This is a genomic window from Moraxella sp. K1664 (genome assembly GCF_039693965.1).
In the GTDB taxonomy this organism is placed as follows: Bacteria; Pseudomonadota; Gammaproteobacteria; order Pseudomonadales; family Moraxellaceae; genus Moraxella.
On sequence record NZ_CP155576.1, the window covers coordinates 1,724,175 to 1,741,506 of the forward strand.

At 43.9% G+C, this 17,332-nt stretch carries 14 protein-coding genes, 1 pseudogene and 2 riboswitches; of the genes and pseudogenes, 2 read left to right on the forward strand and 13 right to left on the reverse strand.

The features are described 5' to 3' along the window. Window positions 1–180 precede the first annotated feature (180 nt). Window positions 181–834: an adenylate kinase gene (adk, locus tag AAHK14_RS08660; protein ID WP_062499022.1), complete on the forward strand. Its 654-nt coding sequence runs from the start codon at window positions 181–183 to the stop codon at window positions 832–834. Between the two features lie 183 nt (window positions 835–1,017). On the opposite strand, the pseudogene AAHK14_RS08665 reads toward adk, so the two are convergent. The 5 genes and pseudogenes from AAHK14_RS08665 to AAHK14_RS08685 all read right to left on the reverse strand — a co-directional run. Continuing rightward, window positions 1,018–1,731, reverse strand: a pseudogene (locus tag AAHK14_RS08665) (ATP-binding cassette domain-containing protein); the annotation flags it as partial. A gap of 182 nt (window positions 1,732–1,913) precedes the next feature. Then, window positions 1,914–2,942 carry an IS110 family transposase gene (locus AAHK14_RS08670; RefSeq protein ID WP_346818195.1) on the reverse strand — a complete coding sequence of 343 codons (1,029 nt, stop codon included), beginning with the start codon at window positions 2,940–2,942 and terminating at the stop codon, window positions 1,914–1,916. A gap of 227 nt (window positions 2,943–3,169) precedes the next feature. Continuing rightward, entirely contained in the window at window positions 3,170–4,063 is an 894-nt protein-coding gene (gene cysT / locus AAHK14_RS08675) for a sulfate ABC transporter permease subunit CysT (protein ID WP_065254892.1), read from the reverse strand. A 153-nt stretch (window positions 4,064–4,216) separates the two neighbouring features. Further along, window positions 4,217–5,242: a tetratricopeptide repeat protein gene (locus AAHK14_RS08680; protein ID WP_065274060.1), complete on the reverse strand. Its 1,026-nt coding sequence runs from the start codon at window positions 5,240–5,242 to the stop codon at window positions 4,217–4,219. A 158-nt stretch (window positions 5,243–5,400) separates the two neighbouring features. Then, window positions 5,401–6,462: a sulfate ABC transporter substrate-binding protein gene (locus tag AAHK14_RS08685; protein ID WP_065254889.1), complete on the reverse strand. Its 1,062-nt coding sequence runs from the start codon at window positions 6,460–6,462 to the stop codon at window positions 5,401–5,403. Between the two features lie 303 nt (window positions 6,463–6,765). Here AAHK14_RS08685 and AAHK14_RS08690 point away from each other — a divergent pair, with 303 nt between their 5' ends. Next, window positions 6,766–7,794 (forward strand): IS110 family transposase, encoded by a 1,029-nt coding sequence (locus AAHK14_RS08690; RefSeq protein ID WP_346818195.1) that lies wholly within the window; start codon window positions 6,766–6,768, stop codon window positions 7,792–7,794. 243 nt (window positions 7,795–8,037) lie between these two features. Here the strand turns inward: AAHK14_RS08690 and sat are convergent, their stop codons facing one another. The 8 genes from sat to gcvT all read right to left on the reverse strand — a co-directional run bounded on the left by sat (window position 8,038) and on the right by gcvT (window position 16,851). Beyond that, window positions 8,038–9,288, reverse strand: coding sequence for a sulfate adenylyltransferase (sat, locus tag AAHK14_RS08695; RefSeq protein ID WP_083108438.1), 1,251 nt, complete (start codon window positions 9,286–9,288; stop codon window positions 8,038–8,040). A 114-nt stretch (window positions 9,289–9,402) separates the two neighbouring features. After that, window positions 9,403–9,903 carry a pilin gene (locus AAHK14_RS08700; RefSeq protein WP_065256006.1) on the reverse strand — a complete coding sequence of 167 codons (501 nt, stop codon included), beginning with the start codon at window positions 9,901–9,903 and terminating at the stop codon, window positions 9,403–9,405. Between the two features lie 86 nt (window positions 9,904–9,989). After that, window positions 9,990–10,268, reverse strand: coding sequence for a hypothetical protein (locus AAHK14_RS08705; protein ID WP_346818196.1), 279 nt, complete (start codon window positions 10,266–10,268; stop codon window positions 9,990–9,992). Between the two features lie 391 nt (window positions 10,269–10,659). Further along, a complete protein-coding gene (locus AAHK14_RS08710; RefSeq protein WP_065256004.1) occupies window positions 10,660–11,148 on the reverse strand; it encodes a polymer-forming cytoskeletal protein in 489 nt (162 codons plus the stop codon). 507 nt (window positions 11,149–11,655) lie between these two features. Then, window positions 11,656–14,517: an aminomethyl-transferring glycine dehydrogenase gene (gcvP, locus tag AAHK14_RS08715; RefSeq protein ID WP_194092730.1), complete on the reverse strand. Its 2,862-nt coding sequence runs from the start codon at window positions 14,515–14,517 to the stop codon at window positions 11,656–11,658. Window positions 14,518–14,627: 110 nt separating this feature from the next. Next, on the reverse strand, window positions 14,628–15,005 hold the full coding sequence (locus AAHK14_RS08720) for a DUF805 domain-containing protein (protein ID WP_172823671.1): 378 nt from the start codon (window positions 15,003–15,005) through the stop codon (window positions 14,628–14,630). A 171-nt stretch (window positions 15,006–15,176) separates the two neighbouring features. Further along, window positions 15,177–15,557, reverse strand: coding sequence for a glycine cleavage system protein GcvH (gene gcvH / locus AAHK14_RS08725; RefSeq protein ID WP_065256001.1), 381 nt, complete (start codon window positions 15,555–15,557; stop codon window positions 15,177–15,179). A gap of 187 nt (window positions 15,558–15,744) precedes the next feature. Beyond that, entirely contained in the window at window positions 15,745–16,851 is a 1,107-nt protein-coding gene (gene gcvT / locus AAHK14_RS08730; RefSeq protein WP_065256000.1) for a glycine cleavage system aminomethyltransferase GcvT, read from the reverse strand. Window positions 16,852–16,926: 75 nt separating this feature from the next. Beyond that, a riboswitch (glycine riboswitch) is annotated at window positions 16,927–17,049 on the reverse strand. Between the two features lie 18 nt (window positions 17,050–17,067). Then, window positions 17,068–17,193, reverse strand: a riboswitch (glycine riboswitch). Between the last annotated feature and the right edge of the window lie 139 nt (window positions 17,194–17,332).

The following is a 17,332-nucleotide window of genomic DNA, read 5'->3' on the forward strand; positions in this document are numbered from 1 at the left end:
CTGCGGACTTTTCCTTGAAAAACTTGCGATTTTTCTCATTTTTCATTGCAAATACCAAAGGCAGGCACGCCCTAGTAAATGCCATTATTTTTATAATAAATAATGGTTAAATACCACTTGAACAATAGGGCAATGTGGTTTATAGTGTTATTTTATTTCGTGGTTCATTGGAGCGTACTCATGCGTATTATTTTATTAGGCCCCCCAGGGGCAGGCAAAGGCACACAAGCTCAGTTCATTTCAAAGGAATTTAATATTCCCCAAATCTCCACAGGCGACATGCTTCGTTCTGCCATTAAAAACGGCACAGAGCTTGGCAAACTTGCCAAAAGCGTGATGGACGCAGGTCAGTTGGTCTCTGATGAGCTTATCATTAATCTGGTCAAAGACCGCTTAGCCGAGCCTGATTGTGCTAATGGCTGTATTTTTGACGGTTTTCCACGCACCATTCCCCAAGCCGAAGCGTTGGCAAATGCAGGCGTGGACATTGATTATGTCATTGAGATTAGCGTGCCTGATGATGAGATTGTCAGCCGTATGTCAGGTCGCAGAGCTCACTTGCCGTCAGGTCGCACCTATCACATCATTCACAATCCACCAAAAGTGGACGGTAAAGATGATGTAACGGGCGAAGAGTTGGTACAGCGTGATGACGACAAAGAAGAAGTCGTCAGAGACCGCTTGTCAGTCTATCACACCCAAACTGCCACGCTCGTGGGCCATTATCAAGCGGTGGCTCAGTCAGGCGAGAACGCTCCGTCTTATCATCAGTTTGACGGCACCCAAGCCATTGACATGGTCAAAGAGCAGATTTTTGCGGTGTTAAAAGGTTAATCTAGTATTAGCTGATAAAAGCACGTCCGATGGGGCGTGTTTTTTATGGTTAATTTATTTAATATAATCCTAATATTGTTTTTAAAGGTAATTTTTATATCATCATTTAACGTCAAAACACACCAAATGGCGGTAGGGTGCGTAATACGCACCATTTAATCCAAATAGAATGATGTTTTAAAGCCCCAAAAAATCCACCACAAATTCACTATTAGGACGAGCAAACAGCTCATCAGGCTTACCCATTTGTTCCACCACGCCATGATTCATGATGACCACCGTATCCGACACGGCAACCGCTTCTTCTTGGTCGTGCGTTACCATGATGGATGTGATGCCAATGTCCTTTTGGATTTGGCGTAGGGACGTGCGTAGCTCTTTACGCACTTTGGCATCCAACGCCCCAAAAGGCTCATCAAGAAGGAGTAATTTGGGGTTTGTGGCAATCGCCCGAGCCAGTGCCACACGTTGACGCTGACCGCCTGACAGCTCATGCGGATAGCGGTCTTTGGTGTGGGGCAGTTGAATTAAATCAAGAAGTTCCGTCACTCGCTTAGTAATCTCACCCCCTGTGGGGCGTTGGTGTTTGGGGAGTAGTTCTAAGCCAAAAGCGATGTTTTGGGCGACTGTTTTGTGGCGAAATAGGGCATAGTTTTGAAAAACAAAACCTATCCCACGCTGCTGCACGGGCGTGTCGGTTACGTCTGTGCCGTCAAAATAAATCCGCCCTGTGTCGGACGTCTCTAACCCTGCAATAATCCGCAAAAGGGTGGTTTTGCCACAGCCTGATGGCCCAAGCAGGGTGGCAAGTTCGCCAGAATTGACCGAGAAACTTACGTCATTTAAGGCGGTAAATTCGCCAAAGCGTTTATGAATGTTTTTAATATCAATGCTCATGGTGGTATCCGTGTTAATGATGAATTTAGGTTTTGGTTTAAAAATATGTTATTAAGAAAACCGTTCGTGGTGAGCTTGTCAAACCTAACGGTTTTCCGCCACCCGCAGGCATGGCTCAGATACCATGATACCCCACCTAAGTCAATGGTTTTTTAAGTATCTGGTATCTAGTATCTTACAAACTAACTTAAAGATACTTGTTGCTCAAAGGATGTTTGGGTTTTGATAACACCAAAACAGATATGTACCAATTTACGCATACAAGCACATAAGGCTTGCATTTTGGTTTTACCGTTTTGTTGTAATCGTTCATAAAATGCCTTAATGGTGCTATTATAACGAATGGCACTCATTGCAGACATATACAGCTTAGCACGCAAAGAGACTTGCCCTTGTTTGGACAGTTTGGTTGCTCCCTTAAAGACACCTGACTGTCTTTGTTTGGGTATTAAGCCTAAAAACGAAGCCATCTGTGAGGCTTTTTTAAATTGTTTGGTATGTATTAAGCATACCACTTCTTTGGCAATAACAGAACCAATACCGTCAATGGTTTCAAGTAAGGTTTTGTCTTGCTTTAAACTTGGTTGTTTGTCAACAAAGTCATCAATGTCTTTGGTGAGTTTGGCAATTTCCTCTTGAAGGACATTGATGACTGTTTGCATGGATGCTTTAACCAAATCGGGCAGATTGGGTGATAAGAGCAACTCTTGTCGGTTTTGCTCTCGTTGCAAATCTTCTTTGAGTGCTTCTAAGCGAGCCAATAGAGCTTTTAGCTGTTTGGCTTCAATGCTAGGTGCTATCCAAATCTCAGGCTTGTGGCTATAACCATACCTTGATAAAATAATGCTGTCTTTTTTATCAGTTTTATGGATTACCCCCAAACTGTCTGCAAATTTGCGGACATAGTTAGGATTGACAATGCTTTGCTTGATATTATTATCATCAAGAAACTCACTTAGGTGTTCATGATAAACCCCTGTTGCTTCTAGGATGATGTGTAGCTCATCAAGATGATTGCTGACATTGGTTTTTAACCAAGCAAGCAGTAAATCAAAGCCTGCTTTGTTGTTGTTAAAAACCTTGGTTTTTACTTTATTTGTGCTTGGGTTTATAAATGCAACATCAAACTTTGCTTTGCTGATGTCTATGCCAATATAGTGTATCATCTGTCTCTTGCCTTGTTTATGCAGTGTCTGTTTTAATAAACGCACTTAGATACCATTCAGAGTTAAGATGACAAGCAAAGGACACCATCTGAGCACCAGTGTTAAGACACTAAGGGCGAACCCGTGTTCTCTTTGCTTGTATAACCCAACAACATTCTAGCAGATAATCTAGGTTTGGTGTTGGGTTGATACAAGGGCGAACGGAAAACCTGGTTTTGCAGGAAGTTTAATAAATTTATCTTTAAAAACAAATTCATTTTTAATTTGCTTTTCTAATTCGTTTTTGCCCCAAGTCGTGATGATAATTTCCATTGGGCAAAGTTAATTAAAAATAACACCACAAGCGACACAAGGAGCATAAACAACGCCACGCAAGACGCTCCTGCCACGTCAAATTGTTCTAGCTTAGATACGATGATGAGCGGTAGGATTTCTGATTGCATGGGAATGTTGCCTGCGATAAAAATCACCGAACCATACTCGCCTGTGGCACGGGCAAACATCATGCCTGAACCGATGAGCATGGCAGGGGCAATCTCGGGCAGGATTATCTTGACAAAAGTCGTCAAACGGCTCGCCCCCATGACGGCAGACGCTTCTTCAAACTCTACCGACATCTCTGCCAGCACAGGTTGCACCGCTCGCACAATAAAAGGAAACGACACCACAACCAAAGCCAGCCAAATACCAATGGGCGTAAAGGCAATGCGAATCGGCTCGCCTGTCAAAGCCGTGCCAAGTTTGGTGAACACTTGTCCGAACAACCCTGTGGGGGCGTAGAGCGTGGCAAGTGAAATGCCTGTAACCGCAGTCGGCAGGGCAAAGGGCAAATCCACAAGGGCGTTGATAAATGACTTGCCCCAAAAGTCATACCGCACCAGCACCCAAGCGATGAGCGTGCCAAAGACTAGGTTGGTCAAGGTCGCCAAAATCGCCATAGATAGGGATAATTTAATGGCATAAAAAACCTGTGGCTCTTTTATGGTGCTGACAATTTCGCCAAACCCCATGCCAAGCGTGGTCAAAATCATCATGACAAACGGCAAAACAACCAGTAACGACAACGCAAACACGCTCACGCCCAGACTTAGCCCAAAAAACGGCATGATACGTCTTTGCTTGTTGCGGACGGGGGCAGTCGGTGTGGTCGGTGTGGTGTGTGTCATGGTATCTTGTATGTCATAAATGGTAGGCTTATTTTAAAAGATTGGCAAAATTATGATACTGACAAAAAGGAATATGAATTTTCGGTTTTGGGATTTATACAAAACAGGCATAAAAAAGCCCGTACATTGACGGGCTTATGTGGATTAGAGATATTAGCAGGCTAAGTCATAACCATTTTCACAGGTTTTGGCAAACCATAGTTTGGCGGTGTCTAAGTCTTGCTTTACACCTTGTCCATTATGATACATTACCCCAAGAGCAAATTGAGCTATACCATACCCTTGATTGGCAGATTTGGTGTACCACTCAAATGCTTTTTGATAATCTTGTCTTACCCCATACCCTTTTTCATACATTACCCCAAGAGCAAATTGAGCATTGGCAAATCCTTGACCGGCGGATTTGGTAAACCATTCAAATGCTTTGGTATAATCTTGTTTAACGCTCTGTCCATAAACATACATCAACCCTAGATTATTTTGAGCTTCGGCAAATCCTTGACTGGCGGATTTAGAGTACCATTCAAAGGCTTTAATGTAATCTTGTCTTACCCCATACCCTTTTTCATACATTACCCCAAGAGCAAATTGAGCATTGGCAAATCCTTGACCGGCGGATTTGGTAAACCATTCAAATGCTTTGGTATAATCTTGTTTAACGCTCTGTCCATAAACATACATCAACCCTAGATTATTTTGAGCTTGGGCAAATCCTTGACTGGCGGATTTAGAGTGCCATTCAAATGCTTTTTGATAATCTTGTTTTATACCGTGTCCGTTGTAATACATCACTCCAAGATTATTTTGAGCTTCGGCATATCCTTGACTGGCGGATTTGGCAAACCAATCAAATGCTTTTTGATAATCTTGTTTTATACCGTGTCCGTTGTAATACATCACTCCAAGATTATATTGGGCTTCGGCATATCCTTGATTGGCGGATTTGGTGTACCATTCAATAGCTTGGGTGTAATTTTCTTCCAAATCATAAGCCACAGCCAAATAAAACTGCAATTTAACATTATTAGAATTTTGTGCAAGCTCATTTTGACAAATAACAATGGCGGATTGGGGGCTTGTGTCATACAGCTCTTGGCAACTTTGGTTTTGAGCTTGGGCTTGGTTTACACAGCCTGTTAGCGTGGCAATTAGGGCAAAAATAATCAATTTGGTTTTCATGGGTTTGCCTTAGGGTTGTCTTAAAAGTTTGGGATATGTTAGCCGAAATTGGTGTGATAGGCAATAGTTAGCCACTTAAAAGACACGCTTAATATTTTGCCATTTTAAACGCAAAAAAGCCCGCAAAACGGGCTTAAAATCATTAATATGCTTTTGGCTTATTGCGACACTCGCCCTGTCGCCCCCACCGCCAATGTGTCATACACGCCACCTTCTTTAAAATAAGTCGTCATGATAGACTGCCAGTCGCCAAATACGTCATTGGGGAAAAAGGTCTGCATTTGGGGGAATTTGTCGGCGTGCTTGGCAAGAATGTCGGGGTTACTTGGGCGTAAGAAATACTTGACCGCAAGCTCTTGCCCTTCATCGCTGTATAAGTGTTCTAGGTAGGCTTTTGCCACGTCTGTCGTGCCTTTTTTGGCGGTAACTGCGTCCACGACTGCCACAGGGTTTTCGGCACTCACGGTATAGCTTGGGTAGATGATTTGGATATTGCCAAATTTTTCTTTGATGACGTTGGCTTCATTTTCAAAGGTGATTAGCACGTCTCCTATCTGACGTTGGGCAAATGTCGTGGTTGCCGCCCGTCCGCCATTTTCAAAAACTTTAACGTTGCCAAGCAACCCCTTGACAAACTCATGCGTTTTGGCTTCGTCTTTATTAAAGGTGTGTAGCCCATAGCCGTACGCCCCTAAGAACGCATAGCGACCATTGCCTGATGTTTTTGGGTTGGCGATGATAATCTCTTTGCCGTCTGTCGCCAAATCTGCCCAGTCCTGAATGCCCTTAGGGTTGCCGTCTCGCACGATAAAGACAATCGTACTGGTAAAGGGAATGGCGTTGTTAGGCAGATTTTGTCGCCATTTGCCGTCCACAAGCTGACCCTCAGCAAGCAGTTCCACGTCCGAGCCTTGATTCATCGTAACCACATCCGCTTCTAGTCCGTTTTTGACCGATAGGGCTTGTTTGCTTGACCCGCCGTGTGATTGCTTGATATTGACTTTGATGTCAGGATTAACGCCTTGATAATGCTTGATAAAAATGGGATTATAATCCTTATAAAAATCCCGTGCCACGTCATAGGACACGTTTAACAGCTCCACTTGACCGCTTGCGTTGCCTGTTGTGGCTTTGTTGTCGGCAGTTTGGTTGTCGCCCCCACAAGCAGTTAAGACAAGGGCGGATAGGGCAATACTTAGGGGTAATAGGGCAGTTTTCATAAGATAGTCCAATGTTAGTCCAAGTTAAAAAGATGAGTTATTGTAAATGACAATGCTTAAAATGATTAGGGTAAAAATGGGAAATCGTTATTCGGTTTGGGAATTTATGGTGGGGGAAATTAAACTTCCTGCAAAACTAGTTTTCCGTTCGCCCTTGTATCAACCCAACACCAAACCTAGATTATCTGCTAGAATGTTGTTGGGTTATACAAGCAAAGAGAACACGGGTTCGCCCTTAGTGTCTTAACACTGGTGCTCAGATGGTGTCCTTTGCTTGTCATCTTAACTCTGAATGGTATCTAAGTGCGTTTATTAAAACAGACACTGCATAAACAAGGCAAGAGACAGATGATACACTATATTGGCATAGACATCAGCAAAGCAAAGTTTGATGTTGCATTTATAAACCCAAGCACAAATAAAGTAAAAACCAAGGTTTTTAACAACAACAAAGCAGGCTTTGATTTACTGCTTGCTTGGTTAAAAACCAATGTCAGCAATCATCTTGATGAGCTACACATCATCCTAGAAGCAACAGGGGTTTATCATGAACACCTAAGTGAGTTTCTTGATGATAATAATATCAAGCAAAGCATTGTCAATCCTAACTATGTCCGCAAATTTGCAGACAGTTTGGGGGTAATCCATAAAACTGATAAAAAAGACAGCATTATTTTATCAAGGTATGGTTATAGCCACAAGCCTGAGATTTGGATAGCACCTAGCATTGAAGCCAAACAGCTAAAAGCTCTATTGGCTCGCTTAGAAGCACTCAAAGAAGATTTGCAACGAGAGCAAAACCGACAAGAGTTGCTCTTATCACCCAATCTGCCCGATTTGGTTAAAGCATCCATGCAAACAGTCATCAATGTCCTTCAAGAGGAAATTGCCAAACTCACCAAAGACATTGATGACTTTGTTGACAAACAACCAAGTTTAAAGCAAGACAAAACCTTACTTGAAACCATTGACGGCATTGGTTCTGTTATTGCCAAAGAAGTGGTATGCTTAATACATACCAAACAATTTAAAAAAGCCTCACAGATGGCTTCGTTTTTAGGCTTAATACCCAAACAAAGACAGTCAGGTGTCTTTAAGGGAGCAACCAAACTGTCCAAACAAGGGCAAGTCTCTTTGCGTGCTAAGCTGTATATGTCTGCAATGAGTGCCATTCGTTATAATAGCACCATTAAGGCATTTTATGAACGATTACAACAAAACGGTAAAACCAAAATGCAAGCCTTATGTGCTTGTATGCGTAAATTGGTACATATCTGTTTTGGTGTTATCAAAACCCAAACATCCTTTGAGCAACAAGTATCTTTAAGTTAGTTTGTAAGATACTAGATACCAGATACTTAAAAAACCATTGACTTAGGTGGGGTATCATGGTATCTGAGCCATGCCTGCGGGTGGCGGAAAACCGTTATGGGCAGGCTAGCTCACTTTGAGCAGTTTTCTTTAATTTGGGGTTTTGCAGGAAGTCTATTGGTTTAAATTTTTTGGAAAATTGCCAATGTTAATTATAATAAAAAAGGGGCAAACAAATTGCCCCTACGGTTTAAAAACAAAAAATCACACCCCTTGATAATACCGTTTTAACACCGCCAGTACCTCAGGTCGGCTAAATGTTTCGGGCACGTCATCGCCATTTGACAAAGCGGTTCTTAATGCTGTGCCTGAGATTTTGACGTGGTGGGACGAGTCGTGCGGACAGGTTTTGGTGCTTGCCATACCGCCACAGCCATGACAATAAAACGTCCAGTCAATCTTTAAAGGCTTGGTAATAAGTGCGTCCTTGTCAATGGTGTCAAAAATCTTTTGAGCATCAAATGCCCCATAATAATCGCCCACGCCTGCATGGTCTCGCCCCACGATGAGATGACTGCACCCATAATTTTGGCGGAATAGGGCATGAAGTAGGGCTTCTTTTGGGCCGGCATATCGCATATCTAGGGGGTAGCCTGCCTGAATGACAGTGTCTTTTTTGAAATAATTGTCAATCAGCACGCCAATGGCTTCTTGGCGGACATTGGCAGGAATGTCCCCTGCTTTTAGCTTGCCCAAGAGTGAATGCACCAGTACACCGTCGCAGATTTCTATGGCGATTTTGGCAAGATACTCGTGCGAGCGGTGCATGGGGTTACGGGTTTGAAAGGCAGAGACGGTTTTCCAACCTTTTTGTCTAAACATTGCCCGAGTCTGGGCAGGGGTTTTGTAAATCTCGGGGTAGTCAGTGGGAAATTCGCCTTGACTAAACACTTGTACTTTTCCGCCCAAATACACATCGCCACTGCCTAGCACCTGTGCCACGCCCACATGGTTGGGGTCGGTCGTGCCAAAGGTAGCTTGGCATTCGGCGGTTTTGTTGGGGGTGTAAATGTCGCTAATGGTCAGCACGCCCATGAGTGCGTCTGTGTCGTCCACGAGAGCCACGCTGTCGCCCACGCTTAGGGTGTTTGCGGTGGCGGTGTCGGTGGATAGGGTAATGGGAATGGGGAAAAACACGCCCTGATAAGTGCCGTCCACACCGCCTTGGGCGAGCGTCATGCTAGCTATCACGCCTTCATAATCGGCTTGCCCCATAAAGCCATCAAGGGGCGTAAATCCGCCAATGCCAAGCATGATAAGGTCGCCACGCTCACGGCTGGATAGGCGAATCTGGGGTAGGGTTTGGGCGTGGGCGTAAGCGGTTGTTAAAGTGTCGCCTGTCAATGCAAGCGGTATCAGGGTGGGACTGCCGTGCGGTGGCACAAGGTCGGTATAAATGTCGTCCGTGCTAAACGCTTGCTCGTTTTGGGCGGATAGGGTGGATAGGTCGGTCATGGCTAAGTTCCTGTTGGCTACATTGGATAAAAGTAGCCATATCTTATAGAATTTTGCCAAAATTTAACTATGCCAAATCATGATAAAGATAGGCGGATTTTTCATGTGGCAAGTTTAGGGCGTGCCTGTATAAACACACGTTGGTAAATGTCGCCCAATGTCTGCAATATCGGGCGTGGTGCATTGCCAATCAATGTAGCTGTCTTGATGAATGGTGGGTGTAAAAATCAGCACACCTTTACTTTGGGCGTTGTCAATGGTGATGGTAATGACCGAATTGCTGTCCAAATCAACCGACTTGATTTTACTGCTGGGTGTCCAGTTGGACGGCAAATTAAGCTCGGCAAGTGATGTTGGCAGTTGTCCCCTGTCTATTAGGTAGACTTGCATTTCCATTTTCAAATGGCTTATGGCGGATTGAGCCAATTGTATGCTTTCGTGGTCAAAGGCGATTTGTTTGAATTCCGCCATTTTTTCATCGTTTTTAATGCTCAGCTCTTGTTCAATGTGGTTAATGGCTCGCTTTTCTGCTTGCCCGCTCATCATATAAAACACCAAGCCAATCAATACCGCCAAAAGCACAATGATAATGCCAAGTAGTGTATTGGTTTTCATAAGATTTCCTGTTTTGGGGTTTAAAAAATCCACTCAAAAGAGTGGATTGATAACAATCAGATTTATGACATCTGATGACCAGCACCTTAATAAGCAACAGCAGGTGCTTGCGAAGCTGAAATACCTGCGAATGCAATACCCAAAATGATATAAACACCCATTGCCATGAAGAATTTTTTCATGGTGCTAATGCCGCTATCGTCCATCTCATCACGCTTGGTAAAGAAATAGATGATTTGTGGAATGGGCGAGAAAAAGATACCCAACGCCAAAAATAGCGTATTATCTTTCATAACGATAAGCGATTTTACCCAAAACCAAAGAACTGCTATCGCTACAATTGCCAGTAAGATTAACAAACTCATAGCCATAATAATCTCCTAAGATGTACAAACGTCCGCATAATAGCAAAAAGTTTATGATAAATCAATACAATTGAAAAATATTGTCAATATTTTATAAGAAATCTGTAAGGTGTATCCGTCTTTGGTGTTTGTAATGAAAACGCCTATTTTAACAAGCAGAGAAGTCGCATGCTTTTGCTGCAAAATATGAATTGAATTGTAAAATTCCCATTAAATTTCATAAAATATTACCAATGTCAGGCACACCCTAAATCCTTATCATACTTTATAATAATGCCATCAATATTTAAGATGCTCTAATAACGTCCAACATGCCCATTAATTTATAAATAAAAACACAACAGCTCTCGCCATTGTGTTTTTATTTTTATTTCAATTATAAATTGAGCAATCACAATCCACGGCATTGGTCTTCTTTGTTGCCGTTTACGCTATTACTACCGCCTGTTACAGCATGGCGATTGCTTTTGCATTGTAGGTTGCCATCCACGGTGTTGCCTTTGACTTGGCTTGTGCCACGGTTGTCAAATAGCTGAATGTCACCATCAACACGCACGTTTTGTATGCTGGTATTACCTGAGTTTTTCACTTGGATATTGCCGTCCACAAAGCCACCTGACACACGCACGCTGTTTGCGTTTTCGGCTTGAACATCGCCTTCAATATTTGCTGAATTGATGATGAGTGAGCCACCACGATAGACCTTGACATTACCGTCCACATGAGTGCTGTTTAGGGTGCAAGTTTTGCCTTGTTGAACCACGACATCACCGTCAATGTGTTGCTTGCCAATTTTTCCTTGGCAGGCAAAGTCATCAGCATGAGCGGACAAACTAACAAAGGCAAGTAGGGGTAGGGCGATGAATTTGAGTGCTTTCATAGATTTTCCTTCAAAAAAGTGCCAGTTGGTTGGCAGGCGTATAATAGCAAAAAATCTCGGTCATAAACTTGTCATATTGTTGCAAAAAAGTAGTTATGTGACAATTACTTACAGATGTTAGAAACATATGTTTACAAAATTAAAGGCTCTTTTACTTATCCTTTGTTGTGTGTGGTTTTTTGGTGCACTCAACCAACTTGATATTTACCACGGGTTTGTAGAGGTGTGCTGAGCACACCCTTTGATGACATTACCGTGCAGGGCGTGCACAGCACGCCCCTACATCCAAACATCATTGTGTTTGTAGTAATTTTAAAGTTTATTGGGTATAAATTCGCTTAGTGGTGGCATGAATAACCATCGTCAAAAATAATTGCAAAAGCCTATGGCAGATATCGGTAAACATCAAATTTGCCAGACGTATGGTAAGCCAACACCATAAAAACACCAAAATACCGCCCATTAGAGCGGTATTTTTGATTTGATAATTAATAATCAATTTTTCAATCAATCTTCATAATTATCAATACTCGGACAAGAACAAATCAAATTCTTATCCCCATACACATCGTCCACACGCCCCACGCTCGGCCAGAATTTGTGAGCCTTGATATAAGGTAGGGGGAATACCGCTTCTTCGCGACTGTATGGGTGCGTCCAGTCGCCCGTTACGACAAAGGCGGTGTGCGGGGCATTGACGAGCGGGTTATCGTCTGCTGTCCAGCCGTCCGCTCCTGCCTTGACTTTTAGGGCTTCTTGCTTAATTTGTTTTAATGCTGAGATAAAGCGGTCAAGCTCGTCAATACTTTCGGACTCGGTTGGCTCAATCATGAGCGTACCTGCCACAGGGAACGACATGGTCGGAGCGTGAAAGCCATAGTCCATCAAGCGTTTGGCAATGTCGGTCTCGCTAATGCCTGTCTCTTCTTTTAATGGGCGAATGTCCACGATACATTCGTGAGCAACAAAGCCATTTTTGCCGGTGTACAAAATCGGATAGTCATTTTCTAGCGATTTGGCGACATAGTTGGCGTTCAATAAAGCACGCTTAGTCGCTGATAAGAGACCGTCCGCCCCCATCATCGTGATATACATCCACGAGATTGGCAAAATGCTTGCCGAACCATAAGCAGACGATGACACCGAGCCTTGACCGTCAGGGGCATTCATCACGCCTGTTACGCTGTGGCTTGGCATGAATGGGGCAAGGTGCGATTTTAGACCGATTGGACCCATACCAGGGCCACCGCCACCGTGTGGGATACAGAAGGTTTTGTGCAGGTTCATGTGTAGCACGTCCGCCCCCACGTCCGCAGGTTGCATGATAGCCACTTGGGCGTTCATGTTTGCCCCGTCCATGTACACCTGTCCACCATGCTTGTGGATAAGCTCGCAAATATCACGAATGCCTTCTTCATACACGCCATGCGTGGACGGATAGGTAATCATCAAGGCACCCAAACGCTCGCTGTACTCTTCACATTTGGCTTGTAAATCCGCCACGTCCACGTTGCCCTTGTCATCGGTTGCCACCACCACGACTTTCATGCCAAGCATTTGGGCGGTTGCAGGGTTGGTGCCGTGTGCCGAGCGTGGGATTAGGCAGACATCACGTCCGCTCTCGCCACGGCTTTCATGATAACGGCGAATGAGTAGCAGACCTGCATACTCGCCAGACGCACCAGAGTTGGCTTGCATACTAATCTCGTCAAAGCCTGTGATTGCTCGCAGTTGGGCTTGCAGGCTCTCAATCATCTCATGATAGCCTGCCACTTGCTCTTTTGGGGCAAATGGGTGAACATTGGCAAACTCATTCCAAGTAATCGGCAACATCTCGCTTGTGGCGTTGAGTTTCATTGTACAAGAACCGAGTGAAATCATCGAGCGGTTCATCGCCAAATCCTTATCTTCTAAGGATTTTAGATAGCGGAGCATTTCGTGTTCGGTGTGATAGCTGTTAAAAGTTGGGTGCGTGAGAATCTCATCTGTGCGAAGTAGCTCGCCCAAAATCACTTCTGCTTTATCAAGCTCGCCTGTCGCCCCAAAAATTTTGCACAATTCATCAAATTCATCTCGTTCGGTCAATTCATGAAATGACACAGAAATGCCGTGATTGTCGTGCTTCCATAGGTTGTAGCCTTTTTCACTGGCAAGGGCGTACACTTTATCGGCTTGTTCTTGATTGTCAAAATCCACAAGCACGGTATCAAAAAACACGTCATGACGTACTTTTAATCCTGCTGATTTCACCGCCTTAGCAAAGGCGACCGCTAGGGCGTGAATGCGTGTGGCAATGCGTTTTAGACCGCTTGCCCCGTGATACACGGCATACATACCTGCTAGGTTGGCAAGCAACACTTGGCTTGTGCAGATGTTTGAATTGGCTTTTTCACGGCGGATATGTTGCTCACGGGTTTGCAGTGCCATGCGTAGAGCGGTGTTGCCTTGTGCGTCTTTTGATACGCCGATGATACGACCGGGGGCAGAGCGTTTGTCTTTGTCTTTAAAGGCAAAATAGGCAGCGTGCGGCCCCCCAAAGCCCATTGGCACGCCAAAACGCTGAGTGCTACCTAGGGCAATGTCCGCCCCCATGTCGGCAGGGGATTTAAGTAGTACAAGGCTCATGATGTCGCTTGCAACAATGGCGTACGCCCCTTTTTCTTTGACGTTTGCGATAATGTCGGTCAAGTCCACCACATCGCCGTCCCTGCCGACATATTGGAAAAACGCCCCAAAAAACTCACCATTTTTGGCAACGTCAAAATCGCCCACCACCACATCAAAACCAAAATATTTGGCACGAGTGCGAATCACATCAAGGGTCTGCGGATAGGTACGCTTGTCCACAAAAAAGGCATTGGATTTTGATTTGCTCACACGTTTTGCCATTGCCATGGCTTCGGCGGCAGCGGTTGCTTCATCAAGCAGACTTGCCCCAGCAAGCTCCATGCCTGTTAGGTCAATGCACACTTGTTGGAAATTTAGCAGGGCTTCTAGGCGACCTTGGGCAATCTCGGCTTGATAAGGGGTGTAGGCGGTGTACCAACCGGGGTTTTCTAGCACATTACGCTGTATCACGGCAGGCAGGCGAGTGGGCGAGTAGCCTTGCCCGATATAGCTTTTGGCAACCGTGATTTTGTCCGCCATACCACGCAGTTTGGCAAGGGCTTCATGCTCGGTTGTGGCACTTGGCAAATCAAGCGGACGGTTTATGCGTACCGACTGGGGAACGACCGCATCAATAAAGGCATCAAGATTGTCAAAACCAACGGTTTTTAGAAGTTTGGTTTCATCGTCTTGTTTGTTGCCCAAATGACGCTCCACAAAGGCGTTTTGGTTAAACAAATCATTAAAGGTGTTTAAGGTCATGATAAAATCCTTATAATCAAGGTTGGGAATTTAATAAAAAATAGCACTTTTTCAATGACATTTTTTATTAAATTAAGTCAGAAGCAGGATGCGTTATACACACCTGTTTTTTATAATAAATAACCAAATTCATTTTCTCTTGGGTCTTGACCATATTTGTTATCGCCTTTCGTACCTGAAAAATACGTTAAAAAAAGCAAGGGTGGAAAGAATATACAACCTAATAATAACCAACTACTAAAATTTGCATCATGTAATCGGCGTACGGTAACTGAAAAATAAGCGATTAAGCAAACTATAACAATAAAAATGTTAAAAGAAAAAATTAATACCGAATCGGTTTTTAAAGATGAAATTAAACGACCAATTACGATAGCACCCAATAAAGAGGCGTAGACAAACCAACCACGTCTAGCGGTTCTCCCTTTAAAATCAAAAAGCCTAATTGTTAAGGCATAAAAGAAGTAATTTAATAAAATTTTAGCCATGTCCAAAAATGTTGTATTTTCAATTCTTGATAAAATAAAACATATGACAATTAGGGCGATAAAAAGGAGCATATAGTTAAATATAAATGTTTAATCGGTGCGTTATACACACCCTACAATTAAATGAAATTATTACAAAGGGCAAAACGTTGCCATTTTGCCCTTACTAAATTACAAAGAACCTTCGTATTCTTCGGCACTTAGTAGGCTGTCATAATCGCTAGGATTAGCAGGCTTGATTTTAAAGAACCACGCTTTACCATAAGGGTCTTCGTTGGCAAGCTCTGGGCTGTCTACTAGCTCATCGTTAATCTCAACGATTTCGCCTGCGATTGGGGCGTAGACATCGCTCGCTGCTTTAACAGACTCTACAACGGCAATTTCTTCATCGGCAGAAACGGTGCGACCGACTTCTGGCAATTCCACAAATACCACATCGCCAAGCAAATCTTGGGCGTGGTCTGTGATACCAACGGTGATGATACCGTCATCTTCTAGTTTTAGCCATTCGTGGCTGGCAACGTATTTTAAATCGCTTGGGATATTACTCATGGGTTTCTCCTAGTGAGTGGGTTAAAATTACTTTTCGCATTGTTTGGTGGTTTCGTTATAAGAACCGCCATTATCCAAACATTGGTCTTTGGCATCACAGCCACTTAGGGCAAATACACATACGATGATAAATGATAAATAACGCATTTTCTCTCTCACTTGATAAGGGTGTATCTACACCCTTTTGTTACTCAAACTGCTTTTCGCCATTTCTCACAAACGGCAATTTTAATACACGCACGTCCACTTCCTTGCCACGCATGATGACTTTGGCACTCTCACCCTTAAAGTCGGCAGGCACACGAGCGATTGCGATAGATTGGTTGAGACTTGGGGAGAATACGCCACTGGTGGTAATGCCGTTGCCGTTTTCGGTAACGACTTCCATACCCGCACGCAGTACACCGCCTTTGGCAAGTAGTAGACCGACTTGGCGGACTTTGACACCGTCATTTTTTAGGGCGACAAGGGCGGATTTGCCGACAAAATCACGGTTTTCATCTTTTAAATCCACCGTCCACGCCATACCTGCTTCAAGGGGGCTGACATCATCGTCCATGTCGTTGCCGTATAGGTTCATGCCCGCTTCCATTCTTAGAGTATCTCTTGCCCCAAGTCCGCATGGGGCAACACCTGCCTTGACAAGCTCATCAAAAAATCCAACCGCTTCCCCTGCTGGCATGACCACTTCCACACCGTCTTCACCTGTGTAGCCTGTGCGAGCGACAAACCAATCACCGCCTAAGTCCACACCGACAAAGGGTTTTAGGGCGTTTACTTTTTCCGCCCATTCAGGCTTGACGGTAAGGAGCTTGGCAATGGCGTTTCGCCCTTGTACGGCAAGCATGGCGACATCATAGCGGGGGGCGAGCGTTACGCCAAATTCTTCACCAATTTTGGCAAAGTGGGCGGAGTCTTTTTCACGGGTTGCCCCGTTTGAGACGATACGATAAGCGGTCTCGGACTCGTTCATGCGATAGACGATTAGGTCATCGATGACACCGCCTTTGTCGTTGAGCATTCCAGAATATAAAGCCTTGCCGACAAAGGATAATTTGGCGACATCGTTGGCGAGCAGTTTTTGTAAAAAGGCTTTGGCGTTGTCGCCCGTTACGTCCGTAACCAGCATATGCGAGACATCAAACATCCCTGCGTCTGTCCGCACGGCGTTGTGTTCGTCAATTTGTGAGCCATAATTGACAGGCAATTCCCAACCACCAAAATCGACAAGTTTGCCATTATGGGCGGTGTGAGCGTCAAATAGGGGGGTGCGTTGTGGGGCGTGTGTGGTCATGGGGTGTCCTTAGTTATTGTTAAAAAACAAAATATTGTTAAACAACAAAAATCCTATTGGCAAAACTGCCAAAAAAACACCCCATCTGTCCTGTTACCTGAGATTTTCGCTAAGTGATTTGTAAGTCGCCAAACCCAAAAACCAAATCACCTGCTTCTTCCCTTCGGTGGTGCAAGCACGCTCTCCAGAGTGGTTAATTTGTGGTGCTACCACAAATTAAGTCTTTCAGTCCTTGTTACCTGAGCGATTATAGGGGGTTTCAAATCCCAAAAAATGGCTTGGGATTTACAACATTACGCCTTCGGTGATTGCTTTTTTGCAATGCTCTCCTGAAAAACACCCCTATTATGAAAAAAAATGCTACAATTTACAAGTAAAATTTGCAAATTTTATAAAATAATTTACGTTAATCCGAGCCTAAAATATCATAACTTATTGATTATTAAATGGTTGTTCTTTTTTTTGGTAGGGGCGAATCATA